Below are 21,976 nucleotides of genomic sequence, written 5' to 3'. Positions count from 1 at the left end.
CATGGATGAGCTGATTTTCTTTATCAACCGGGTGTTGATTTCCGGCACGGTGCTGGGGTCGATCTACGCCTTGGGCGCCATCGGCGTGACGCTGATTTTTGGCATTCTGCGCTTTGCCCATTTCGCGCATGGCGACATGATGACAATGGGCGGCTTCATCGCCTTTGTGCTGGCGGGGCTATTGACTGCCATGGGCATTGTCACGCCGCTGCCCATGGGATTTGTCGTGCTGCCGGTCGCCATGGTGATCGCGGCATTTCTGGCACTGGGGATCGACAAGGGTTTTTATGCGCCGCTGCGTGAGCGGGGGGCCAAACCGGTGACCATGCTGATCGCCTCGATCGGCGTGACGCTGATGATCCAGGGCCTGCTGCGGCTGATCTTTGGTTCGGGCACCCGCAGTTTTTATGCGACGGAATCCAAGGACATCTTCCGCATCGACATGTCGGCCTTCGGCGGCACCAGACCCATTTCGATCACGGAGCCGCAGGTGCTGATGTTCGTGGTCACCGCCGCGCTGGTGATCGCGCTGCACCTGTTCCTGACCCGCTCGCGGCTGGGCAAGGCGATGCGCGCCATGGCTGACAATGCCGATCTGGCGCAGGTCTCGGGCATCAACACGGCGCTGGTGGTGCGGGTGACCTGGATCATTGCGGGCAGTCTGGCCTGCGTGGCCGGGGTGATGCTGGCGCTCGACGTGGCGCTGATGCCCGACCTGGCCTTCAACATCGTGCTGCCGATTTTCGCGGCCGCCATTGTGGGCGGTCTCGGGCACGCCTATGGCGCCATTGTCGGCGGTTTTCTGATCGCCTTTGCCGAAACCCTCGCCGTGTTCAACTGGACAGCGGTGCTGCGTCCGCTCAATGGCTTGCTGCCCGAGGGCATGGCGTTGCCGTCCAATCTGTCGCTGGTGCCAACCGAGTACAAGCTGACGGTGGCCTTCGTCATTCTGGTTGTGACCCTGCTGGTGCGACCCACCGGCATCTTCAAGGGAGCCTCCACATGAGCACGGCAGAGGCCAAGGTCCGGCTGCTGGATCGCCCCCTCTATCGCGGCATCGCCCTGTTCATCGCCCTGTTCGTTCTGGTGGCGGCGGCAGGCGTGTCGCAGGGTACCGCCAGCATGCTGCTCATTCTGGTGCAGGCGACCGGCTTTGCGCTGATCGCCCTGGGGCTCAACATCCAGTGGGGTTATGGCGGCCTGTTCAATTTCGCCATTATGGGCTTCATGATGGTGGGCGGCGCCGCCGTTACCTTTATTTCCTATCCGGTCAATCCAGCCTTCTGGGACTCTGAGGGGCCGATGTTGCTGGGGCGTGCCTTGCTGGCCTTTCTGATCGGGCTGGGCGTGGTCTATGCGGCGCGCCAGACCAGGCGGCTGGGCCTGCGTGGCTTCGGCTATGGCCTGCTGGTGGTGCTGGCGTGGTTTGCCGCCTATGTGATCTATCGCAGCCAGATCGATCCGGCGGCGGCCTATATCGAATCCACTGCCGGCTTTATCGGCGGACTGGGGCTCAATCCGGTGCTGGGCTGGATGTTCGGCGGCCTGCTGGCGGCGTTCATTGCCTTTTTCGTGGGCAAGATCAGCCTGGGCCTGCGCACCGATTATCTGGCCATTGCGACCATCGGCATCTCCGAGATCCTGCGGGCGCTGATCAAGAATATGGACTGGCTGACGCGCGGCACCATGTCGGTGTCACCCATGCCTTGGCCAACCCCGCTACCGCAGGCCTTGCAGGCCCAGGGCGTGGGTATCGCCGAGAGTTTCGTGCAGGCCCGTCTGGGCTTTCTGGTCCTGGCGGTCGGTTTGCTGGTCATCGTGTTCTACTTCATCCAGCGCGCCTATGGCGGACCGTGGGGCCGCATGATGCGGGCGATCCGCGACAACCATATTGCAGCCAGTTCGATGGGCAAGGATGTCAAAGGCCGGCAGCTGGAACTGTTTGTGCTGGGTTCGGTGCTGATGGGGGTTGGCGGCGCCATGCTGGTGACGTTCAGCCAGATTTTTGACCCATCGGGCTACCAGCCGATCAATCACACCTTCATGATTTGGGTCATGGTGATCGTGGGCGGCGCTGGCAATAGCTGGGGCGTGCTGCTCGGCTCGCTGCTGATCTATGTGGTGTGGATTTTGTCCGACCCGGTGGCGCAGCTGATCTTTCTCAATCTGTCGCAAGTGACGCAGAATCTCGGCTGGGGCGCGATCCCGGAAATCGACTCGCGGGCGCTGCAGATGCGGGTGTTCGTGCTGGGTGTGGTGATTACCGTGGCCCTGCGCTTTGCCCCCAAGGGGCTGATCCCCGAAGTGATCCGCCACGACCGCTGAGGAGCGATCTGAGGAATAATATCCGACGCCCCGTCCTGCTCCAGCACGGCGGGGCGTTGCTCATCGGCGCGCCGTGACCCAGAGCCACTGGGTGGGTAGGCGATCATAGCCGCTGCCGTTGACGGTTTCGAGCTCGACGCTGCTCCAGGCTGCGGCGGCGGCATAGTGCGCCAGAAGAGTCTTGGGCGCGGGGTAGTTGTAATAGCGCCCAAGGCTGTCACGGCCTTCGCCCGTGCCGGCCTTGAAGCTGGCCGTGAACAATCCGCCCGGCCGCAGCGCAGCATGAATGCGGCGCAGATCGGCGCTCAGTTCGGCGGCAGGCGCATGCAACAGGCTGGCATTGGCCCAAACAGCATCATAGTCAGCCTGGACGTCGAGCTGGTCGAACCGCAGGATGGCAACCGGGCGGCCAAGTCGTTTCTCGGCTTCGGCGGCCAGTTCGGGCGAGGCATCAGTGGCCTGCACATCAAAACCCCTGGCCAACATGGCGGCAGCGTCACGTCCACTGCCGGAGCCCAGTTCGAGAATGCGGGCCGCTACGGGCAGTTTATCGAGAAAGCCCTGTAGCCGCAGATTGGGCTGGTCGGCGCCGTGATGCACATAGTCGGCAGCATGGGCAGCGTAAAAGGCGAGTGTCTTGTCATCGGCCACGAGCGGGTCCTCAACAAATGCCATGGGGCTAACCGTCAGCGAACAACTGAGGCCGAAACATCATAATGACGTTCCGGCCCCCAAATGTAAAAGGCCCGGGATCGCTCCCGGGCCTTCGGATAGATCAGGTCAGAAAGCCTACTCGATCAGGCCCTTGTTCACCACGGCACCGCCTTCGATGACGAAGTAGTTGATGGCGCCGGCGACGTCGCCCACATCATCAAACTCGATGGTGCCCGAAGCGCCTTCATAGTTGATGTCGGTACCGGCAGCGATCAGTTCCTTGGCCTTGCTCCATTCGCCGGGCAGGATGGTTTCGCCGGGGGCATTGGCAACTTCACGCAGGGCAGCAGAGACGCCTTCACGATCAGCCGAGCCGGACTTCTCGATGGCCAGAGCCAGCAGGAAGACGGCGTCGTAGGAGTTGGTTACGTAGGTGCCATTGGCGTCCTGGCCGGCAGCGCTGGTGAGCGCGTTCAGGGCATCAAAGGACGGACCGGCAGCCGCAGCGGCCTGGGTCAGGATCATGCCTTCGAGCGAAGCCGAGTCACGGGCCGCGACCAGAGCGTCACCCGCCATGCCGTCGCCACCGACGAACTGGCTGAACGAGCCGGCCTCGATGGCCTGGTTCAGAATGGCGCCGCCACCGGCGTTTTCGTAGCCATAGATCACCAGCGTGGTGGCGCCGGAGGCCTCAACCTGGCCGATTTCCGGACGGTAGTCGGCCTTGCCGTCTTCGTGCGCAACGCTGACGGCAACGGTGCCGCCACCGGCCGCGAAAGCATCGGAGAAGGCGCCAGCCAGACCCGAACCGTAGTCGTTATTGACAAAGGTCACGCCAACTTCGGTGATGCCCTGGGCCAGCAGCAGTTCAGCTGCCTTCACGCCCTGGATGGAATCGGGAACCACATCACGGAACACCAGATCGTTATCGTCCAGTTCGGCGACAGCTGGAGCAGTCGATGCGGGGGAGATCATCACGACATTGCCCGGAATGGCTGAGCCATTGGCACCGGCAATGGTGGCGCCCGAGCAATAGGCGCCAAAGATCGCCACGACCTGCTCGGTGTTGACCAGACGGTCAGCTGCCGGACCAGCGGCGCCGCCGTCGCAGGCGCTGTCAGCAATGACGGAAACCAGGTCCTGGCCGTCGAACATGCCGCCCTGATCGTTGATATTGGTGATGGCCAGATTGCCCGCATCGACCATGCCTGGTGCGAAGCCGGCGATGGGACCAGTGACGTCGGCAAGGAAGCCGAGCTTGACTTCCTGGGCGATAGCCGGTGCAGCAATGACGAGTGCTGATGTGGCAACGGCCAGGGCCAGGGTTTGCTTGAAATTGATCATGTACGTCCCTCTGCTAGGTCGTTCCGTGGAGCGGCTCTTGGGCGAGCCGTCTTGCCCGGCGAAACAACGCGATAAAGGGGGCGCAACCCGCGCCCCGCTGGGCAGACTGTTGCACAGATCAGGCGGGCGAGTCACCGGGTATTGCTCGGAACTGAAGCGCCGCCCTCACTGTTGCTTAACGGCGGCGATTTTTGCATAGAATGGGCCTGACAGGGAGTTGCGTGGTGCGTATTGCGGGCCGGACCAGGATTGTGGCGTTGCTGGTGGTGGCCCTGTCGAGTGCACCGGCCTCGGCACAGTTCACCGTGCTCGATCAGGCACAGGACGCAATCGGGCAAACCAGCGTGGCGCAGGCGCCCGAGGGGCCGCCGCCACCCTGTGGCAACCAGACGATCAGTATTGCCGCCATGAGCTGGCCCGCAGCGCAGGTCCTGGCTGAAATCCATGCCCGCTTGCTGACCGCCCATTATGGCTGTGCGGTGCGGGTGACGCCGGGCGATCTGGTCTCCACCGGCTCGTCGATGGGCTCGAGCGGGCAACCGGCTGTAGCGCCGGAGATGTGGGCGACGCGCATAGCCGAGATCTGGAACAGGGGAATTGCCGCGCAGAATTTGCGTCCTGCTGCGCCCACCTATGTCGAGACGGCATTTGAAGGCTGGTTCATACCGGGTACCCTGGCGCTGACCCAACCGGGGCTGCGCCAGGCTGCAGACCTGGCGGCGGTCTTGCCGACGCTCAATGGCGGTCGCAAGGTGCGGTTCATTTCCTGCCCGCCAGACTGGGCCTGCGCGGTGATCAACCGTAATCTGATCGCCGCCCATGGATTGAGCGATCTGGTGGAACTGATTGAGCCCGCCAACCGCTTTGAAATGGACACGCTGATTGCCGAGGCCGCCGGTCGCATCCAGCCGGTGCTGCTGTATTACTGGCAACCCAATGCGGTGCTCGGTCAGCTCGATTTGTTCGCGCTGGATATGGGGCCCTATGATGGCGAGGCGGCCAAGTGCCTGGCGCAACTGGTCTGTGCCGCACCTCAGCCCAGCGCTTTCCCCCCTGAAACGGTGGTGGTGGCGCTCAGCGAATGGGTGTTTGGCGATATTCCGGCCATTGCCGGCTATTTTCAGCGCAGCAGCCTGCCTTTGGCGGAAATGAACATGCTGCTGGCCCAGCTCAATGAACCGGGCGCCACTGTTGCCGGCATTGCCGACCGGTTTGTTGCCGAGCGCGAGGAAATCTGGCGTGCCTGGGTGGGATCGGCCACACGTTAACCCATGGGTTACCATCCGGCCCAGCCGCAGGGGCGTTGTCGTTTGGCTGTCACACAAGGTGCCTAGCCTGTCCGGCCAGCCTGTTTTCATCAGTTAAATCATTGATACACAAAGATTATATCGCGGACGATTCACCGATTGTTCACGTCTGACGCCCTATGGTTCAGCGCTCGACATTAGCGGGCTGGACTGGATACTTGCCATGCGCCGCAACCCTGCGCTTTCCAAAATTGTCGACGGTTATCGCAGCATTGCCTTGGCTGCAGCCACGGTGATCATTGCCGCTGTTGTCGCCAGCGCGCTGGCCCTGCTGGGCTGGGCGCCTGGCAAGGAGGCGACACTCCCCGTGGTAATGCTGATGGCCAGCGCGCTGCTGCTGGCAGTTCTCAGCGTGGGCCACCGCGTCGTCGGTGCGCGGGTCGATGCCGCCGACCAGGCCACGCAGGACATCATGGCCTCGATCCACCGTGATGCGCTGACCGGGGTGGCGACACGCTCGTATTTCCTCGAGACGCTGCGCAACCAGGTCTATCACGGCTCGGAACGGCCAGTGGGCTATCTGCAGCTCGATATGGACAATCTCAAGGTGCTCAATGACAGCGCCGGACACGGCGCGGGCGATGCGGCGCTGCAGCATCTGACCGCTACAATCGCCGACATGTTGCCCAGTGCACTGGTCGGCCGCCTGGGTGGTGACGAGTTCGGCATTGCCGTTTTTGGTCATGACAACCGTCCGGCGCTCAGGCGATTGGGCGAAGAATTGCTGCGGCGGCTCGAGCGCCCTGTGACCATTGCGGGACGGCCGGTGCGCCTGGCCGCCACGATCGGGCTTGCCATGGCGCCGCTGGACGCAACCGATGTGGATGAGCTGATCTCCAAGGCGGATCTGGCGTTGTACAAGGGTAAGAAGAGTGGCCGCCACATCGTGTTGCCGTTCGACCCCGACATGCTCGGTGATGAGCGTCACCGCCGTTTTGTGCAGCGTGAACTGCGGGCGGCCCTGATGCTGAACGAGCTCGAACTGCACTATCAGCCGGTGTTTGACGGCGATCTCATCGTGAGGTCGCATGAGGCGCTGATCCGCTGGCGCCACAAGGTGCGGGGCATCATGTCGCCGGCCCAGTTCATCGCTATCGCCGAGGAGAGCGACCTGATCGACAAGGTGGGCGAGTGGGTATTGCGCCGTGCCTGCTAGGATCTGCCGCGGCTGGGCACACCGGTGGCCGTCAACGTCTCGCCGGCCCAGTTACGGCACGCCGATTTTGCACCGCGCTTCGCGGCGCTGCTGGCGGAAACCGGCACGGATCCAGCCAGCGTCATCGTGGAGATCACCGAGACGGTGCCGCTGCAGGCCCAGGGGATCGAACTGGCCAATGTCGATGCGCTGCGGGCTTTGGGCGTGCGCATCGCCATCGATGATTTCGGCGCCGGCCATGCCAGCCTGCAATATCTGCGTGGCTTTGCCTTCGACATCATCAAGATCGACCGCACCTATGTTTCCAGCCTGGGCACCAGCCGGATTGACGCCATCATCGTTGCGGCGATCTGCGATATCGCCCGCTCGCTGCCGGTCGAGGGAGTGGAGACGGAAGAACAGTTCCGCCTGCTGCGACAAGCCGGCTGCACGCGCTACCAGGGCTTCCTGCTCGGCCGGCCTCTCCCGCTGGCCGAAAAACGGGTAGCCACGGCGGCCTGAGCAGCGCCTCCGGCGGGAGGGGTAGTGACGCCTTGATGACTGCGATTGTGATGCCGCGGTTGCGTCGCGTGCCAGCGCACGGATATAAGGACCCAGGCAAGCCTTTTGCGCGAATGGGAGTAGTGACTTGGACTTGAAGCGGATCAACGATCACGTCAGCGTTTCGGGACAAATCCGGCCCGAAGACGTCGCAGCGCTCAAAGCCGCAGGTTTCGTCGCCATCGTCAATAATCGCCCAGACGGGGAATCGCCCGATCAGCCCACCGGCGCAGAGATCGAGGCTGCCGCAGTCGCGGCGGGCCTGGTCTATCACGCCATTCCACTGGGCCGAGAAGGGGTTTCCCCGGAGATGGTTGCCCAGACCAAAGCTGTGCTCGAGGGGAGCACGGGGCCGGTCTTCTGCTACTGCCGGTCCGGGACGCGCTCCACCACGCTGTGGGCGCTGAGCCAGGCAGGGCAAGTCGATGCCAGTCAGATCATCGCGGAGGCGGCCGAGGCCGGCTACGATATGAGCCATCTTGCCGGCCATCTGGGCCGCAACTAGACAGTTTTCTGACGGTCCGACGGGCAACCGTCACGGCCGGTCACACCATCGCTGAGCCCGGCCGTTACGGCCCTTCACCCCTCCTGCTCGGACGGACACAGATGCCCATCAAGAAAATTCTCGTCGCCAATCGCAGCGAAATCGCCATTCGCGTGTTCCGGGCCGCCAATGAGCTCGGGCTCAAGACTGTGGCGGCCTATGCCGAAGAAGACAAGCTGGCCCTGCACCGGTTCAAGGCCGATGAGGCCTATGTGATCGGCAAGGGCCTGGGCCCTGTGGAAGCCTATCTGCAGATCGATGAGTATATCCGGCTGGCCCGCATTTCGGGCGCCGATGCGATCCATCCCGGCTATGGCCTGCTCTCGGAAAGCCCGGAATTTGTCGACGCGTGCGAGGACGCCGGCATCATCTTCATCGGCCCGCGCGCCCAGACCATGCGCGACTTGGGCAACAAGGTTGCCGCCCGCAATATGGCGATTGCCTCCAATGTGCCGGTTGTGCCGGCCACGGCGCCACTGCCGGATGATCCGGCAGCGATCAAGCAGATGGCAGGAGAGATCGGTTATCCGCTGATGCTCAAGGCCAGCTGGGGCGGCGGCGGGCGCGGCATGCGCCGCATCATGGACGAATCAACGCTGCTGGCCGAAGTGTCGGAGGGCAAGCGCGAGGCCAAGGCGGCGTTCGGCAAGGACGAGATGTATCTTGAAAAGCTGGTCGAGCGTGCCCGCCATGTCGAGGTGCAGCTGATTGGCGATACGCATGGCAATCTGGTGCATCTGTATGAGCGCGACTGCTCGGTGCAGCGGCGCAACCAGAAGGTGGTCGAGCGCGCACCGGCGCCCTATCTGAGCACGGCAGTGCGCCAGGAACTGACTGACGCCGCGGTGCGGCTGGGCAAGGCGGCGCACTATCGTGGCGCCGGCACCGTCGAATTCCTGATGGATGCCGATACCGACAAATTCTACTTCATCGAAGTGAACCCGCGCATCCAGGTCGAGCATACGGTGACCGAAGAAGTCACCGGCATCGATATCGTCAAGGCGCAGATCCACATGCTGGATGGCGCTGTGATCGGCACGCCGGAATCGGGGGTGCCAAGCCAGGACAATATCCGGCTCAACGGCAATGCCATTCAGTGCCGGGTGACCACTGAAGATCCCGAACAGAATTTCATTCCCGATTATGGCCGCATCACTGCCTATCGCGGCGCTACCGGCTTTGGTGTGCGGCTTGATGGCGGCACGGCCTACGCCGGGGCGGTGATCACACGGTTCTACGATCCACTGCTGGAAAAGGTCACCTGCTGGGCGCCCACGGCCGACGAGGCGATTGCCCGCATGCACCGGGCGCTGCGCGAGTTCCGCATTCGCGGCGTCTCGACCAATCTGGCGTTCCTCGAGAATATCATCACCCATCCCGATTTTGTCGAGAACCGCTATACGACGCGCTTTATCGACACGACGCCGGAATTGTTCAATTTCAAGCCGCGCCGGGATCGTGCCACCAAGCTGTTGAGCTACATCGCCGACGTCACCGTCAACGGCCACCCCGAAGTGCGCGACCGGCCCCGGCCACCCGCAGATGCGGCGGAGCCCGTGGTGCCCGAATTCGGCGTACTGACCGAGATCGATGGCAGCCGCCAGGTACTGGATCGGGACGGTCCCACCGCGCTGGCGGAATGGATGAAGCAGCAGAAGCGGGTGCTGTTCACCGACACCACCATGCGTGACGCGCATCAGAGCCTTTTGGCCACCCGTATGCGCAGCTTCGACATTACCCGTATCGCTCAGGCCTATAGCCGGGGGCTGCCCAATTTGTTCAGCCTTGAGTGCTGGGGCGGGGCGACGTTTGACGTCTCGATGCGCTTCCTCAATGAGGACCCGTGGGAGCGGCTGGCCAAGGTGCGCGAAGGCGCCCCCAATATTTTGACGCAGATGCTGCTGCGCGGCAGCAATGGCGTGGGCTACACCAATTATCCCGACAATGTGGTCAAGTTCTTCGTGGCGCAGGCCGCCAAGGGCGGGGTCGACATTTTCCGGGTGTTCGATTGCCTGAACTGGGTGGAGAACATGCGCGTCTCGCTCGACGCCGTGATCGAGGCCGGCAAGGTGGCCGAAGGGGTGATCTGCTATACCGGCGACATGCTGGACCCCGACCGGGCCAAATATGACCTGAAATATTATGTCGGTCTGGCCAAGGAACTCGAGGCGGCCGGCGCCCATGTCCTGGGCCTCAAGGACATGGCGGGCCTGCTCAAGCCAGCGGCGGCCAAAAGGCTTGTCGCGACGCTGAAGCAGGAGATCGGTCTGCCGATCCACCTGCATACCCACGACACCTCTGGGGCGGCCGCCGCCACGGTGCTGGCGGCGGTGGATGCCGGGGTGGATGCGGTTGACGCAGCGATGGATGCGCTGAGCGGCACGACCAGCCAGCCAACACTGGGCTCGATTGCCGCGGCGCTGCGCGATGGCGATCGCGACCCCGGGCTTGATGCCGGGGCCATCCGGCAGATCTCGTTTTACTGGGAAGCGGTGCGCACGCAGTACCGGGCCTTCGAGAGCGATCTCAAGGGCGGCGCCTCGGAAGTCTATCTGCATGAAATGCCGGGCGGCCAGTTCACCAATCTCAAGGAACAGGCACGCTCGCTGGGTCTGGAAACCCGCTGGCACGAGGTCGCCCAGACCTATGCCGACGTCAACCAGATGTTCGGCGATATCGTCAAGGTGACGCCAAGCTCCAAGGTGGTGGGCGACATGGCATTGGCCATGGTTTCGGCGGGTCTGACCCGCACTGATGTGGAAGATCCCAGGCGCGACATCGCCTTTCCTGACTCGGTCGTGGGCTTTTTTGCCGGCGATCTGGGCCAGCCGCCGGGCGGCTTCCCCCAGGCGCTGCAGAAAAAAGTGCTCAAGGGCAAGAAGGCGCTTACCGAGCGTCCGGGCTCCTATCTCAAGGATGTTGATCTTGAAGCCGAGCGCAGCAAGATCGCCGATGAAGTCGGCCATCCGATCGATGATTTCCGCCTCGCCTCGTATCTGATGTACCCAAAGGTCTTCTCTGATTTTGAAAAGACCCAGGATCGCTATGGCCCCACGGAGGTGCTGCCGACACCGGTGTATTTCTATGGCCTGAGTGAAGGCGAGGAATTGCTGGTTGACCTCGAAAAGGGCAAGACGCTGGTGCTGCAATATCTCAGCCGCGCCGAAACCAATGACAAGGGCGAAGTGCGGGTGTTTTTTGACCTCAATGGTCAACCGCGCACCATTACCGTGCCCGATCGCCTGAAAGCGGGCGAGGTCAAGGTGCGGGCCAAGGTCGCGCTGGGGGATGCCAAACAGATCGGCGCGCCGATGCCGGGCGTCATCTCGGGGCTCAATGCCAAGGAGGGCCAGCAGGTCACCGCAGGCGACGTGCTCTGCTCGATCGAGGCGATGAAGATGGAAACCGCCATCCATGCCGAAATCGACGGGGTGATTGCCGAAGTGCTGGTCAAGCCGGGCGATCAGATCGACGCCAAGGATCTGCTGATCCGCCTGGAATAGCGGACAATTGGGGCCCGGAGCGATCCGGGCCTTTGCTGCTCAATCGGGGTTGAGGCGGACGCTGATGCTGCCGTCGCTTTCGAGCACGAGCAGTTGCACATCGGCAATGTCGCGGCCGCCCTGGGCTCGCACCACACTGAGGGCTTCGTCACGGGTAATGCGTTCGCGGGTCAGGGCGGCGGCACAGAATTGCCCATCCTTGGCCAGCAGGCTTGGCTCGCTGCGGACGATTTCGGCGAAGCGGTTGGAGCGGACCGAGACATAGGTCACCAGATACTGCGCGCAGATCAGCAGCGCCAGTGCCGTGGCGCCTTCCGCCAGGGCGATGGATTCCTGCAGCAGGATGGCCGAGAGGGTTGAGCCCAAGGCGACGGTCACCACTAGATCGAAGGCGTTCAGCTTGGCCAGTGTGCGCTTGCCCGAAATGCGCAGAAACAGCACCAGCACGATATAGGCCAGGGTGCCGACGATCAGTGTCCGCACGATGCCCTGTGCGTCCTGAAAGAACATTGCTGACCAGTCCATGGCGCTCTCCCCTGCAAAACAAAAAGGACACCGCGCGGGTACGGTGTCCTTGTCTGCAACGTCAGAGCGTCAGAATGGTTCAGTCGGGCCTAGGGCTTGCTGGCTAGTGCCGGCGGGCGGTGCCCTCGATCACGGGACCGTCGCGGCGACCCTGGCGATCATTGCGGTCGCGATGGTCGGCGCGCGCATTGATCGGCAGGCGACTGACGATCCAGCTGACCAGCAAGGGGACCAGAATGAGGTCGTCGACCCAGCCCAGCACCGGGATGACATCGGGGATGATGTCAAACGGATTGAGCAGGTAGAAGGCGGTGAACAGCGTCGCCGCCTTGAGATAGAATGGCGTTGCCGGGGCAAAGAAGGCTTGCCAGAGCAGGACGACTTCCTTGCGGAACAGAACGATACGGGGGAGGAGCGTTTTGATCATGAGATATAAATGGGCATGCCCTGGCTTGGTTCAAGGGCACAGGCTCTTCTGACGATCAGATTCGACAGACATTGCGCCGTCATCATCATGGGCCTATTTCTGTGCGCGAACGAGTGAGGTGTTTGATGGCTGGTCCGGCGATGCGCAGGCAGGCGGTGGGTGTGAATGTGGGCGGCGTAATGGTGGGCGGCGGCGCCCCCATTGTCGTGCAATCGATGACCAATACCGATACCGCCGATATCGAGGCGACAGTACGCCAGGTGATGGCGCTGGCGCGGGCCGGCTCGGAAATCGTCCGCATCACGGTGGATCGCGACGAAGCGGCGGCCGCCGTGCCGATCATCCGCGATCGCCTTGCCGTGCTGGGCCATGACGTGCCGCTGGTGGGGGATTTCCACTATATCGGCCACAAGCTGCTCACCGATCATCCGGCCTGTGCCGACGCGCTGGCCAAATATCGCATCAATCCGGGCAATGTCGGCTTCAAGGCCAAGCGCGACACGCAGTTTTCGACGCTGATTGAGCTGGCGCTGAAATATGACAAGCCGGTGCGCATCGGGGTGAACTGGGGGTCGCTCGACGAGGAGCTGCTGACACGGCTGATGGATGAAAACGCTGCTGCCGGCAGTCCGCTGGGCGCCGCTGCAGTGCAGCGCGAGGCGATCATCCAGTCGGCGCTGCTGAGCGCGCAACGGGCCGAAGAGATCGGCTTGGGGCGCGACAAGATCATCCTCTCCACCAAGGTATCGGACGTGCAGCATCTGATCGCGGTCTATCAGGATCTGGCGGCGCGTTGCGATTATGCGCTGCATCTCGGCCTCACCGAGGCGGGCATGGGCACCAAGGGCGTGGTGGCCTCCTCGGCGGCGCTGGGCATCTTGCTGCAGCAGGGCATTGGCGACACCATCCGCATTTCGCTGACCCCCGAGCCGGGTGGTGATCGCACCACCGAGGTCAAGGTGGCGCGCGAATTGCTGCAGACCATGGGCTTCCGCCAATTCGTGCCGACAGTGGCGGCGTGCCCCGGCTGTGGCCGCACCACCTCGACGACGTTCCAGACGCTGGCCCAGGACATCGAGGAGCATCTGTCGCGCTCGATGCCGGAATGGAAAGAACGCTATCCGGGCGTCGAAACGCTGTCGGTGGCGGTGATGGGCTGCATCGTCAACGGGCCGGGCGAGAGCAAGCACGCCAATATCGGCATTTCCCTGCCCGGCACCGGCGAAACCCCGGCCGCACCGGTGTTTGTCGATGGCCAGAAGGTCGCCACATTGCGCGGCGCCGATGTGGCCGAGCAGTTCAAGCTGATGGTGGCGGACTATATCGAAAAAAAGTTCGGCGCCGGCAAGCGGGACGCGGCGGAGTAGGTTTGCGTGGTGGGCTGGTTCTCCCGGCCCCGCCGTTCCAATGACCTGCCCGCGACAAAAGTTCGCGCGACTTACGCGACGAACCACATCGCCAGCACGACCACCAGCAATTGGGCCAGGCCCAGGCCGAGCGGGGCCCAGATTTTCAGCTTGTCGCCGGTCTGGGTGCCCACGGCAGCGTCGGCGAGCAGGATGATGCCGGCCAGCGTGCCCAGCCAGATCAATGCGGTGGCGTCGGCGCGGAAGGCGGCCCACAGCACCACCAGCAGCAAGGCCACCGAGCGGGCCAGGCCATAGAGCGCGAATACCCTTGCGGTGGGCGTGGCCTCGCCATCGCGCACGATCAGGCCGGGAAAGAACAGGGCGGCCAGCGAAAAGCCGGTGGTCACGAGGGCGCTGATGACGGTGATGAAAATGAGAATGATCAGCATGGCAGGCTCCTAGGCGTTTTCTGCAGAAGTGGCTTCACTGTGCGGTTCGAAAACGCGACCAATCAAACACCTAGAGCGGCGGTTGGCACGCGTCGACCCAGCAATTGCCGCACAGTTCGGCGAGCCGGTTGACCGAGACGCGGACCGAGGCATGGGTATCGCCGCCGGCCGGGATCACCAGATCATAAATCTGCAGCGATGTATCGAGCCAGATCGGCAGGGCGGCGGGCAGGCCAAAGGGACAGACGCCGCCAACCTCATGGCTGGTCAGCTGCGCGACCTCTTCGGCGCCCAGCATGCGCGGGCGGCCACCAAAGGCGGCCTTGGATTTCTGGTTGTCGAGCCGGGCATCGCCGCGCGTCACCAGGAGCAGCACTTCGCCACCAACGCGGATGCACAGGGTCTTGGCGATCTGGCCGGGTTCGACGCCATGCACCAGCGCCGCGGTCTGCACGGTGGCGGTGGAATCGGCGGTGACTTCCACCACGAGCTCAGGGGCGCGGGCGGCGAGATCGGCTTGAACGGACTGCAGGCTCATCGGAATACTCTCAGAACAGGCGGGCGAGGCGGTGTTGATAGTCCTCGCGGGTTTTGTGGTGCAGCGGCGCCTTGAGGGCGCGCCGCATGAAATCGGGGTCGAGTTCGCGCACCCCGTCGAGCGCCATCAGGTCGGCCACGGTGATGCGCTCGCCCGCAAAGGGTTCGTGCCGCACCGGTTCACCGCTATGCACGGTCCCGGGCTTGAGGACCCGGCAATAGGCGCCGGGCCGACCGGCCTGGTGAAAGCGCTTGGCAAATTTCGAGTCGCCCATGCGGGCAGCCAGGGTCAGGCAGGGGGTGCGGTGCGAGGTGACTTCGAGCACCACCTCATCGATGATGAAGCGGTCGCCAATGGCGACGTTGCGGCCCTCGACGCCGCCAATGGTCAGGTTCTCGCCAAACACCCCGGGGTCGATTTCGGCCCCGAGTGTGGTGGACCACCAGGCATAGTCATCGGCGAAATAGAGATAGACCGCCTGATCCTTGCCGCCGTGATGACGCCGGTCGAGAATGGCGTCGCCAGCGAGACCTTCGCGGGTCAGCTCGACTTCGCCCGCAACGGGGCGCTTGAAGATGCCGGTCTGGGCGGTTTTCTTGCCCGGAATGGGCTCGGCCTGACCGATATTGACGCTGGCAAGGATGGCCAAGGCTCTAGTGCTCCCGACTGGCGAAATAGCGCGCGGTGGCGCGCAATCCGTCGGCCTTGGGGCCGAAGGTGCGCAGGGCTGACAACGCCGTGCTGACGGTTTCGTTCAAGTGCTGGCGGGCCCCCTCAACACCCAGCGTGGTGACCAGGGTCTGCTTGCCCATCTCGGCATCCTTGCCCGTGGCCTTGCCCATGGCGGCCGCCGAGGCGGTGACGTCCAGAATATCGTCGGCCAGCTGGAAGGCCCGCCCGGCGGCCTCGGCATAGGCGGTCAACACGGCCAGCCCCCTTGCATCGGCGCCACCCAACAGGGCCCCCATGCGCACGCTGGCGCGGATCAGCGCGCCGGTCTTCATGGCCTGCATGGTGGAAATGTCGTCGCCGGAAAAGCCGCCCTGTTCGCCCTCGATGTCGCGCATCTGGCCGCCCACCATGCCACCACCACCGGCGCCGCGGGCCAGTTCGGCGACCAGGGCAATGCGGATGGCCGGATCGGGGTGACAGTCGGGCGCGGCCAGCAGGGCAAAGGCTTCGGTAAGCAAGGCATCGCCGGCCAGGATGGCGGTGGCCTCGTCAAACGCCTTGTGCACGGTGGGCCGACCGCGGCGCAGATCGTCATCGTCCATGGCCGGCAGATCGTCATGGATCAGCGAATAGCAGTGGACCAGTTCAATGGCGAGGCCGGCGGTCAGCGCCCTGGCGGTGGGTACGGCGAAGATGGCGGCGGCCTGGCGCACCAGCAGGGGGCGCAGGCGCTTGCCACCGGCAAGGCTGCCATGGCGCATGGCAGCGACCAGCCGCTCGGCGGCAGGGCCGGGGCCAGACAGTTTGGCGGTACTGAGCAAATTGCCCAGCGCCACCTCAATCTCGGTAGCGCAATCGCGCATATCGGCAGAAAAATCATACATGATCTGTTGCTAGCCGGTTTGGTGGCGGGGCGGCAAGCCATCGTAGCGAGGCAAGGCGCCACAAGCGCATGCCGATGGGCAAAACCGCACCTTTGTGCCTTCCGTGCACCGGTCGGGATGGCTATGGAAAGGCCATGGCACGACGCAAACTCACCGGCATCTGGGCGCTGTTGCGCAATCTGGGCATGGCGCTGGCCCTCGTCATGGCCGTGCCCGCAGTGCTTACCCCGCTCTATCTGGTGGTGAATCCTGTCTCGGTACCCATGCTGTCGCGCCTGCTCACCGGATGGCCGATGGAGCGGCAATGGCGGTCTATCGACGACATTTCCGACCGGCTCAAGGCGGCGGTGGTGCTGTCGGAAGACGGGCAGTTCTGCCGCCATTGGGGGGTTGATGTGGCAGCGCTGCGCGATGAGGTGGCGCGCTTCATGGCGGGCGAGGATGCGCGCGGCGCCTCCACCATCACCATGCAGGTGGCGCGCAATCTGTTCCTGTGGAATGGGCAAAGTGTGTTGCGCAAGGCGCTCGAAGTACCGCTGGCGGTCTATATCGATCTGGTGCTGCCGAAAAAACGCATCATGGAGATCTACCTCAACATTGCCGAATGGGGGCCCGAGGGTCAGTTCGGCATTGCGGCGGGGGCTGAGCGGGCCTTTGGCATTGAACCACAAGATCTGGACTGGCGCACCGCAACGCTGCTGGTCACCGCGCTGCCCAATCCCATGCTGCGTCAGCCGGGGCGACCCTCGGCGGGCATGGTGCGGATTGCCGGGATCATCGCGCGCCGGGTACAGGACTACGGAGAGCGGGCCAATTGCGTCGGCAGGAATGGCCAGCTGGCGCTCTAGCCTGGCGGCTTTGGGCGGCGCTGGATTTGTTGGCCAGAGTCAGCATCAAGCCTCTAGCCAAGGGCTCGGAGTTCCTCTATAGAGCCCAGCAACCCCATCAGAGATAAGTCTCTGGGCCGCTCTGGCGGCGCAACGATATTGAATTCGGAGTACCGATCATGGCAGTGCCAAAACGCAAGACCTCGCCGATGAAGCGCGGCTTCCGCCGTTCGCATGACGCTCTGTCCGCCCCCACCTATGTCGAAGACAAGGATTCGGGCGAGCTGCGTCGCCCGCATCACGTCGACCTCAAGTCCGGCATGTATCGCGGTCGTCAAGTTTTTGAAGTCAAGAAGTAGTAGTTCTTGAGTCTGGCAGCGCGATGCGCTCCCTTCTGATATGCCAACGGTCGACCCTCTGACGGGGTCGGCCGTTTTTCTTTGCCTTGCCGCGGTTCGGCGCGGCCCCAATTCCCGGAGATTGCCATGACGATGCGCGTTGAATCGGACACCATGGGCACCATCAATGTGCCCGCCGACAAATATTATGGCGCCCAGACCGCGCGCAGCCTGGCCAATTTCGACATTGGCGGCGAAAAGATGCCGCGCGAGATCATCACCGCCTTCGGCGTTCTGAAAAAGGCCGCGGCGCTGGCCAATCACAAACTGGGTCTGCTTGATGAGACCACGCGCGACCTGATCGTGACGGCGGCCGATGAAGTGATTGCCGGCAAGCTGGCAGCGCATTTCCCGCTGGTGGTGTGGCAGACCGGCTCGGGCACCCAGTCCAACATGAACGTCAACGAGGTGATCTCCAATCGCGGCATCGAATTGGCCGGCGGCACCATGGGCTCGAAAACGCCCGTGCACCCCAATGACCACGTCAATATGAGCCAGTCGTCCAACGATACCTATCCCACCGCCATGCATATTGCGGCGGTCGAGGCCATTGAAGGCTATCTGTTCAAGCGCGTCATGCTGCTGCGCGACACGCTGGCGGCCAAGGCGGAAGCCTATATGGACGTGGTCAAGATCGGCCGCACCCATCTGCAGGATGCGACGCCGTTGACGCTGGGCCAGGAGATTTCCGGCTGGGTGGCGCAGATCGACTATGCACTGGCCAATATCAAGGCGACGCTGCCCCAGCTCAAGGAACTGGCGCTGGGTGGAACGGCGGTCGGCACCGGGCTCAATGCCCATCCCGATTACGCCGTTGCGGTGGCCGAGGAGATCGCCACGCTGACCGGGCGTGATTTCGTTACCGGTCCCAACAAGTTCGCGCTGCTGGCCGGCCACGATGCCTTTGTGGGCTCTTCGGGGGCGCTCAAGCAGCTTGCCGTCGCCTTCATGAAGATTGCCAATGACGTGCGCTGGCTGGCCTCCGGCCCGCGTTCGGGGCTGGGCGAGCTGACCATTCCGGAAAACGAGCCGGGCAGCTCGATCATGCCGGGCAAGGTCAATCCGACCCAGTCGGAAGCCATGACCATGGTGGTGGCGCAGGTGATGGGCAATGATGCGGCGATCGGCTTTGCCGCCAGTCAGGGCAATTTCGAGCTCAACGTGTTCAAGCCGGTGATTGCCTATAATTTCCTGCAGTCGGTGCGGCTGCTGGCCGATGCGGCCCAGTCATTCAACGACCATTGCGCGGTCGGCATCGAGCCCGATCGCGCGCGCATTCAGGAGCTGGTCGACAAGTCGCTGATGCTGGTGACCGCGCTCAACCGGCGCATCGGCTATGACAATGCCGCCAAGATCGCCAAGACGGCGCACCGGAACGGTACGACGCTGCGCGAAGAAGCCATCGCACTGGGCCTGCTCAGCGGCGAAGAATTCGACGCTGAAGTGAAGCCCGAGCTGATGGTCGGCCCGCTCAAGCTGAAGTCGTAACCGCTTGTCGTTCGTCCTCTCTCCCCTGGGGGGCGAGGGGACGAAGCGGCCCGGGCCACTCAGGGGAACAGGCAGGGCGGGCCCGCGTTGGTTTTGCTTCACGGCGTCACCTGGCTCTGCCATGCTGACGTCCGCAACCCGAGGCCGTGCCATGACCGAAACCGTGATCATGCCCACCCATCGTTCGCCACGCCGCAATGGGCGGTTCGTGCCGCCGCTGCTGGTGGTGCCCTTTGTGATCTACAATGTGGTGGCCTTCCTGTTCTATGCCGGCGCGCCGCTCGGCTGGGGCCAGGGCCTGTTCACCATCCCCATGGTGTCGGGCACGCCCTGGGCGATCACTGCCGGCGACTTCCTGCTGGTCATCGGCATCATCATGCTGTTTTTCGAAGTGTTGAAAGCCACCAATAGCGGGCGCAATTCCATCACCGAGCACATGCTCTCCATGGTGCTGTTCGTGGCATTTCTGATCGAATTCCTGCTGGTAGGGGCCGCCGCGAGTTCGGTGTTCTTCCTGCTCATGGTGATGGCGCTGATCGATGTGGTCGCCGGGTTTACGGTGTCAATCACCAGCGCCCACCGCGATGTCACGATGAACTAGGGCGCGGTGGGAAGCTCTGTAGCGACGTCACGCCTGTAGCAGCATCACGGCCAAACTGGACGCTTCAGTACGGCCGCACCGGCAAAAAAATGCCCCAGGCGATAGGCACTGGGCATCTGGATTGATCAGCTGGGGCCGCGTTACTGGTTGGCGATATAGGCTCCACCTGCGCCACCACGCCCTTGCGAACCCCCGCCGGCATGCGCTTGACGGCGAGTTTGGCGCCGTCGGCATAGGCGCCGATGGCGGTGGCGCAAACTAGGTGCGGCGGGCCCGGGCGTTGACCGTGGGCCTTCGCCCGGCGCGCTGGCCTCACTGCAGGCTGAAAGCGGGATAGACGTCGGTGGCGAGCAGGAAAGCATAGGCCCAGACCCGCGTCGCCCAGCGACCGACGCCGACCACGAAGTCGAACATGCCGCGCGGATAGCTGCCGGTCAGCAGGATGGCGAACCAGGCAATGATGGTCACCAGCACGACTGCCACACCGAGCACGAGCAGGACAATGTAGTGGGGCAGGGCGAGCAGCCATTTGACCAGCGGCAGCCAGCGGTTGAGATCATGTTCGGCGTCGGGATAGGCGACGTCGAGGTGGACCGACTGTGCTTCGGTGGTGGACGGGTAGCGGTCCGTCAGCAGCAGCAGGTAGCTGGCCACGCGCGCGCCGAAGCGGCCCAGTTCCAGGGCGAAATCGAACCACCAGCGTGGATAGCGTTGCCGGAACAGGAGCATCAGCAGCGTGGCCGCGAACAGGCCAGCGGTGATGCCGCCGGCGCTGGATTCGACCACCCGGCCCGCTTCTGTGACGTAACGGCTGTTGCCGGCACCCGATAGCAGCCCGAGAATGATCAGGATGGGAATGGCCCAGATCGGCCGAAAGAAGGTGGATAGCCGATCCATCTTGCCAGGATAGTCGATGTCCAGGCGGACCGCGCGGGGAGCGGGAGAAGCCACGTCAACCATTTCAGCCCTCATATGTCAGGTGAACTAGCTTACCCTAGCAGGGTCGCGACGCCGACACTTGACGCAGATCAAGCCCTCATGCGGGCTTGCTGTTGGCGCGCAGACCGGGAATTGACACCGTCAAGTCATCAGTTACGCCATCACGCTCTTGCGAAACCCCGCCGGCATGCGCTTGACCGCGACTTTGGCGCCGTCGGCATAGGCGCCGATGGCGCCTTCGCTGCTGCCGCGGCGGCGCAGGCGCTGGGCGGGCAGATTGGCGCGGGCGGCCAGCAGCTGGCTGACAAAGGCGGCCCCGGTCTGGCTGCGCGCCAGCGAGGGACGGGGGGTGGCCGGCTGCGTGGTCGCCGGAAGGCCGGACTGGGGTGTTTCACTACTGGCCATATTCGCCTCGTTTGTCTCGAAACGGGCCAGGCTGTCTCAAACTGAGACACATTATCTGGCCCACTACCCCTTTAAGAGCAATCGGTGTGCCAGATGGTAACGCTTTGTTAAGCAATTACGACGGTAAAACACGGCATAGTTAACATCAAAGTCGGGTGATCGGCGTCTGGCTGGGGTCGCGCACCAGAAAACCGGCGCCCGCAAGGCGCCGATTGAACCTGACCAATGCTGCTTTGGGGATGGGGCTAGAAGTTGTCCTTGCCCTTGCGGATGGCGGCGAACACCTCGGCAGGATCGGCGCCAGCAAGGCCATAGTGGCGGGCCAGAGCCGGGTCATCGGCGCGCAGGAACGGATTGGCCGCCTTGTCCTGGCCCAGCGCGAAGGGAATGGTGGGTCGGCCGGCGGCCCGCAATTGGGCCACTTCGGCGGCGCGCTGCTGCAGGGCGGCATTGTCGGGATCGATCGACAGCGCGAATTTGGCGTTGCTGGCGGTATATTCGTGGCCGCAATAGACCAGCGTGTCGTCGGGTAGGGCGCGCAACACCTTGAGCGCTTCCCACATGGGCCCTGGCGTGCCCTCGAACATGCGGCCGACGCCGAGCGAGAACAACGCATCGGCGCTGAACAGATGCTTGCCGACCGGCTCGTGGAACACGATGTGGCCCAGCGTGTGGCCGGGCGTGTCGTAAACATCGAAGCTGGTTTCGCCCAGCGTTACCGTGTCGCCGCCGGCCACCAGGACATCGAGATCGGCGATCTTGTCGGCTTCGGCGCGTGGCCCCACCACGCGGGCCCCAAACTCGGCCTTGAGCTCGGGAATGGCCTCGACATGGTCGATATGGTGGTGAGTAATGAAGATGTCGCTCAGATCCCAGCCGCGCTGCAGCAAGGCATTGCGGATGGCGGCGGCATCGGGGGCGTCAATCGTTGCCGTGCGCCCGGTGGCGCTATCATGCACCAGATAGCCGAAGTTATCGTCGCGCGCGCCAAACACATCCACAATCACCGTCACAACCATCACTCCGCATCATCACCATTGCCTGCAAGCTAGGGAGAGCGCGACGAGATAACAACCAGCGATTAGACAAGTTGGGCCGAAA

General features: G+C 63.5%; 21 protein-coding genes and 1 pseudogene. 11 read left to right on the top strand and 11 right to left on the bottom strand.

Going from position 1 to position 21,976, the window contains the following annotated elements; genetic code table 11:
• Position 1 precedes the first annotated feature (1 nt).
• Both ABFY71_RS15620 and ABFY71_RS15615 read left to right on the top strand, forming a co-directional pair.
• The gene (locus ABFY71_RS15620; protein ID WP_305577263.1) at positions 2-1,006 is read left to right on the top strand and encodes a branched-chain amino acid ABC transporter permease; all 1,005 of its coding nucleotides are present in this window, start codon (positions 2-4) and stop codon (positions 1,004-1,006) included.
• Positions 1,003-2,325: a branched-chain amino acid ABC transporter permease gene (locus tag ABFY71_RS15615; protein ID WP_347946892.1), complete on the top strand. Its 1,323-nt coding sequence runs from the start codon at positions 1,003-1,005 to the stop codon at positions 2,323-2,325. Before ABFY71_RS15620 ends, ABFY71_RS15615 begins: the two co-directional genes overlap by 4 nt.
• Before the next feature lie 60 nt (positions 2,326-2,385).
• On the opposite strand, the gene ABFY71_RS15610 is transcribed toward ABFY71_RS15615, so the two are convergent.
• Complete coding sequence (locus tag ABFY71_RS15610) at positions 2,386-3,000, bottom strand: class I SAM-dependent methyltransferase (RefSeq protein ID WP_347946891.1); 615 nt, start codon at positions 2,998-3,000, stop codon at positions 2,386-2,388.
• Positions 3,001-3,114: 114 nt separating this feature from the next.
• Complete coding sequence (locus tag ABFY71_RS15605) at positions 3,115-4,323, bottom strand: ABC transporter substrate-binding protein (protein WP_305577257.1); 1,209 nt, start codon at positions 4,321-4,323, stop codon at positions 3,115-3,117.
• 224 nt (positions 4,324-4,547) lie between these two features.
• Between ABFY71_RS15605 and ABFY71_RS15600 the strand changes: the two genes are divergently transcribed.
• The 4 genes and pseudogenes from ABFY71_RS15600 (at position 4,548) to pyc (ending at position 11,373) form a co-directional block, all read left to right on the top strand.
• Positions 4,548-5,591: a glycine betaine ABC transporter substrate-binding protein gene (locus ABFY71_RS15600; RefSeq protein WP_347946890.1), complete on the top strand. Its 1,044-nt coding sequence runs from the start codon at positions 4,548-4,550 to the stop codon at positions 5,589-5,591.
• Between the two features lie 202 nt (positions 5,592-5,793).
• A pseudogene (locus ABFY71_RS15595) lies at positions 5,794-7,287 on the top strand (putative bifunctional diguanylate cyclase/phosphodiesterase).
• Positions 7,288-7,414: 127 nt separating this feature from the next.
• The gene (locus ABFY71_RS15590) at positions 7,415-7,831 is read left to right on the top strand and encodes a protein tyrosine phosphatase family protein (RefSeq protein ID WP_347946889.1); all 417 of its coding nucleotides are present in this window, start codon (positions 7,415-7,417) and stop codon (positions 7,829-7,831) included.
• 101 nt (positions 7,832-7,932) lie between these two features.
• Positions 7,933-11,373 (top strand): pyruvate carboxylase, encoded by a 3,441-nt coding sequence (gene pyc / locus ABFY71_RS15585; protein ID WP_347946888.1) that lies wholly within the window; start codon positions 7,933-7,935, stop codon positions 11,371-11,373.
• A gap of 39 nt (positions 11,374-11,412) precedes the next feature.
• Here the strand turns inward: pyc and ABFY71_RS15580 are convergent, their stop codons facing one another.
• Positions 11,413-11,898 carry a DUF421 domain-containing protein gene (locus ABFY71_RS15580; RefSeq protein WP_347946887.1) on the bottom strand — a complete coding sequence of 162 codons (486 nt, stop codon included), beginning with the start codon at positions 11,896-11,898 and terminating at the stop codon, positions 11,413-11,415.
• A gap of 103 nt (positions 11,899-12,001) precedes the next feature.
• Positions 12,002-12,325, bottom strand: a complete 324-nt coding sequence (locus ABFY71_RS15575; protein ID WP_347946886.1) for a YkvA family protein — start codon at positions 12,323-12,325, stop codon at positions 12,002-12,004.
• A gap of 125 nt (positions 12,326-12,450) precedes the next feature.
• Here ABFY71_RS15575 and ispG point away from each other — a divergent pair, with 125 nt between their 5' ends.
• Positions 12,451-13,692 (top strand): flavodoxin-dependent (E)-4-hydroxy-3-methylbut-2-enyl-diphosphate synthase, encoded by a 1,242-nt coding sequence (gene ispG / locus ABFY71_RS15570; RefSeq protein WP_347946885.1) that lies wholly within the window; start codon positions 12,451-12,453, stop codon positions 13,690-13,692.
• 71 nt (positions 13,693-13,763) lie between these two features.
• On the opposite strand, the gene ABFY71_RS15565 is transcribed toward ispG, so the two are convergent.
• The 4 genes from ABFY71_RS15565 to ABFY71_RS15550 all read right to left on the bottom strand — a co-directional run bounded on the left by ABFY71_RS15565 (position 13,764) and on the right by ABFY71_RS15550 (position 16,217).
• On the bottom strand, positions 13,764-14,123 hold the full coding sequence (locus tag ABFY71_RS15565) for a type 1 glutamine amidotransferase family protein (protein WP_305576511.1): 360 nt from the start codon (positions 14,121-14,123) through the stop codon (positions 13,764-13,766).
• A 70-nt stretch (positions 14,124-14,193) separates the two neighbouring features.
• Positions 14,194-14,661, bottom strand: coding sequence for a YbaK/EbsC family protein (locus ABFY71_RS15560; protein ID WP_347946884.1), 468 nt, complete (start codon positions 14,659-14,661; stop codon positions 14,194-14,196).
• Positions 14,662-14,671: 10 nt separating this feature from the next.
• The gene (locus tag ABFY71_RS15555; RefSeq protein ID WP_347946883.1) at positions 14,672-15,310 is read right to left on the bottom strand and encodes an MOSC domain-containing protein; all 639 of its coding nucleotides are present in this window, start codon (positions 15,308-15,310) and stop codon (positions 14,672-14,674) included.
• Between the two features lie 4 nt (positions 15,311-15,314).
• The gene (locus ABFY71_RS15550) at positions 15,315-16,217 is read right to left on the bottom strand and encodes a polyprenyl synthetase family protein (protein ID WP_347946882.1); all 903 of its coding nucleotides are present in this window, start codon (positions 16,215-16,217) and stop codon (positions 15,315-15,317) included.
• A gap of 134 nt (positions 16,218-16,351) precedes the next feature.
• Here ABFY71_RS15550 and ABFY71_RS15545 point away from each other — a divergent pair, with 134 nt between their 5' ends.
• The 4 genes from ABFY71_RS15545 to ABFY71_RS15530 all read left to right on the top strand — a co-directional run bounded on the left by ABFY71_RS15545 (position 16,352) and on the right by ABFY71_RS15530 (position 19,531).
• The gene (locus ABFY71_RS15545) at positions 16,352-17,065 is read left to right on the top strand and encodes a transglycosylase domain-containing protein (protein WP_347946881.1); all 714 of its coding nucleotides are present in this window, start codon (positions 16,352-16,354) and stop codon (positions 17,063-17,065) included.
• Positions 17,066-17,223: 158 nt separating this feature from the next.
• Positions 17,224-17,403, top strand: a complete 180-nt coding sequence (gene rpmF / locus ABFY71_RS15540; protein WP_305576500.1) for a 50S ribosomal protein L32 — start codon at positions 17,224-17,226, stop codon at positions 17,401-17,403.
• Positions 17,404-17,529: 126 nt separating this feature from the next.
• Positions 17,530-18,930: a class II fumarate hydratase gene (gene fumC, locus ABFY71_RS15535; RefSeq protein WP_347946880.1), complete on the top strand. Its 1,401-nt coding sequence runs from the start codon at positions 17,530-17,532 to the stop codon at positions 18,928-18,930.
• A 151-nt stretch (positions 18,931-19,081) separates the two neighbouring features.
• Entirely contained in the window at positions 19,082-19,531 is a 450-nt protein-coding gene (locus ABFY71_RS15530) for a hypothetical protein (protein ID WP_347946879.1), read from the top strand.
• Positions 19,532-19,843: 312 nt separating this feature from the next.
• Here the strand turns inward: ABFY71_RS15530 and ABFY71_RS15525 are convergent, their stop codons facing one another.
• The 3 genes from ABFY71_RS15525 to gloB form a co-directional block, all read right to left on the bottom strand.
• Positions 19,844-20,491, bottom strand: a complete 648-nt coding sequence (locus ABFY71_RS15525) for a DUF4389 domain-containing protein (protein WP_347946878.1) — start codon at positions 20,489-20,491, stop codon at positions 19,844-19,846.
• A gap of 132 nt (positions 20,492-20,623) precedes the next feature.
• Positions 20,624-20,875, bottom strand: a complete 252-nt coding sequence (locus ABFY71_RS15520) for a hypothetical protein (protein ID WP_347946877.1) — start codon at positions 20,873-20,875, stop codon at positions 20,624-20,626.
• 245 nt (positions 20,876-21,120) lie between these two features.
• Positions 21,121-21,894, bottom strand: a complete 774-nt coding sequence (gene gloB, locus ABFY71_RS15515) for a hydroxyacylglutathione hydrolase (RefSeq protein ID WP_347946876.1) — start codon at positions 21,892-21,894, stop codon at positions 21,121-21,123.
• Positions 21,895-21,976 lie beyond the last annotated feature (82 nt).

The organism is Devosia alba, assembly GCF_039938915.1.
GTDB lineage: Bacteria > Pseudomonadota > Alphaproteobacteria > Rhizobiales > Devosiaceae > Devosia > Devosia alba.
Note: the sequence above shows the minus strand (reverse complement) of the source record. Positions and strands in the feature narration are given on the sequence as shown.

Excerpts from the sequence above, each read along its gene's own strand:
- ABFY71_RS15620 (WP_305577263.1), top strand. The coding sequence starts at position 2 with ATGGATGAGCTGATTTTCTTTATCAACCGGGTGTTGATTTCCGGCACG.
- ABFY71_RS15615 (WP_347946892.1), top strand. The coding sequence starts at position 1,003 with ATGAGCACGGCAGAGGCCAAGGTCCGGCTGCTGGATCGCCCCCTCTAT.
- ABFY71_RS15610 (WP_347946891.1), bottom strand. The coding sequence starts at position 3,000 with ATGGCATTTGTTGAGGACCCGCTCGTGGCCGATGACAAGACACTCGCC.
- ABFY71_RS15605 (WP_305577257.1), bottom strand. The coding sequence starts at position 4,323 with ATGATCAATTTCAAGCAAACCCTGGCCCTGGCCGTTGCCACATCAGCA.
- pyc (WP_347946888.1), top strand. The coding sequence starts at position 7,933 with ATGCCCATCAAGAAAATTCTCGTCGCCAATCGCAGCGAAATCGCCATT.
- ABFY71_RS15580 (WP_347946887.1), bottom strand. The coding sequence starts at position 11,898 with ATGGACTGGTCAGCAATGTTCTTTCAGGACGCACAGGGCATCGTGCGG.
- ABFY71_RS15575 (WP_347946886.1), bottom strand. The coding sequence starts at position 12,325 with ATGATCAAAACGCTCCTCCCCCGTATCGTTCTGTTCCGCAAGGAAGTC.
- ispG (WP_347946885.1), top strand. The coding sequence starts at position 12,451 with ATGGCTGGTCCGGCGATGCGCAGGCAGGCGGTGGGTGTGAATGTGGGC.
- ABFY71_RS15565 (WP_305576511.1), bottom strand. The coding sequence starts at position 14,123 with ATGCTGATCATTCTCATTTTCATCACCGTCATCAGCGCCCTCGTGACC.
- ABFY71_RS15560 (WP_347946884.1), bottom strand. The coding sequence starts at position 14,661 with ATGAGCCTGCAGTCCGTTCAAGCCGATCTCGCCGCCCGCGCCCCTGAG.
- ABFY71_RS15550 (WP_347946882.1), bottom strand. The coding sequence starts at position 16,217 with ATGTATGATTTTTCTGCCGATATGCGCGATTGCGCTACCGAGATTGAG.
- ABFY71_RS15545 (WP_347946881.1), top strand. The coding sequence starts at position 16,352 with ATGGCACGACGCAAACTCACCGGCATCTGGGCGCTGTTGCGCAATCTG.
- rpmF (WP_305576500.1), top strand. The coding sequence starts at position 17,224 with ATGGCAGTGCCAAAACGCAAGACCTCGCCGATGAAGCGCGGCTTCCGC.
- fumC (WP_347946880.1), top strand. The coding sequence starts at position 17,530 with ATGACGATGCGCGTTGAATCGGACACCATGGGCACCATCAATGTGCCC.
- ABFY71_RS15530 (WP_347946879.1), top strand. The coding sequence starts at position 19,082 with ATGACCGAAACCGTGATCATGCCCACCCATCGTTCGCCACGCCGCAAT.
- ABFY71_RS15525 (WP_347946878.1), bottom strand. The coding sequence starts at position 20,491 with ATGGTTGACGTGGCTTCTCCCGCTCCCCGCGCGGTCCGCCTGGACATC.
- ABFY71_RS15520 (WP_347946877.1), bottom strand. The coding sequence starts at position 20,875 with ATGGCCAGTAGTGAAACACCCCAGTCCGGCCTTCCGGCGACCACGCAG.
- gloB (WP_347946876.1), bottom strand. The coding sequence starts at position 21,894 with ATGGTTGTGACGGTGATTGTGGATGTGTTTGGCGCGCGCGACGATAAC.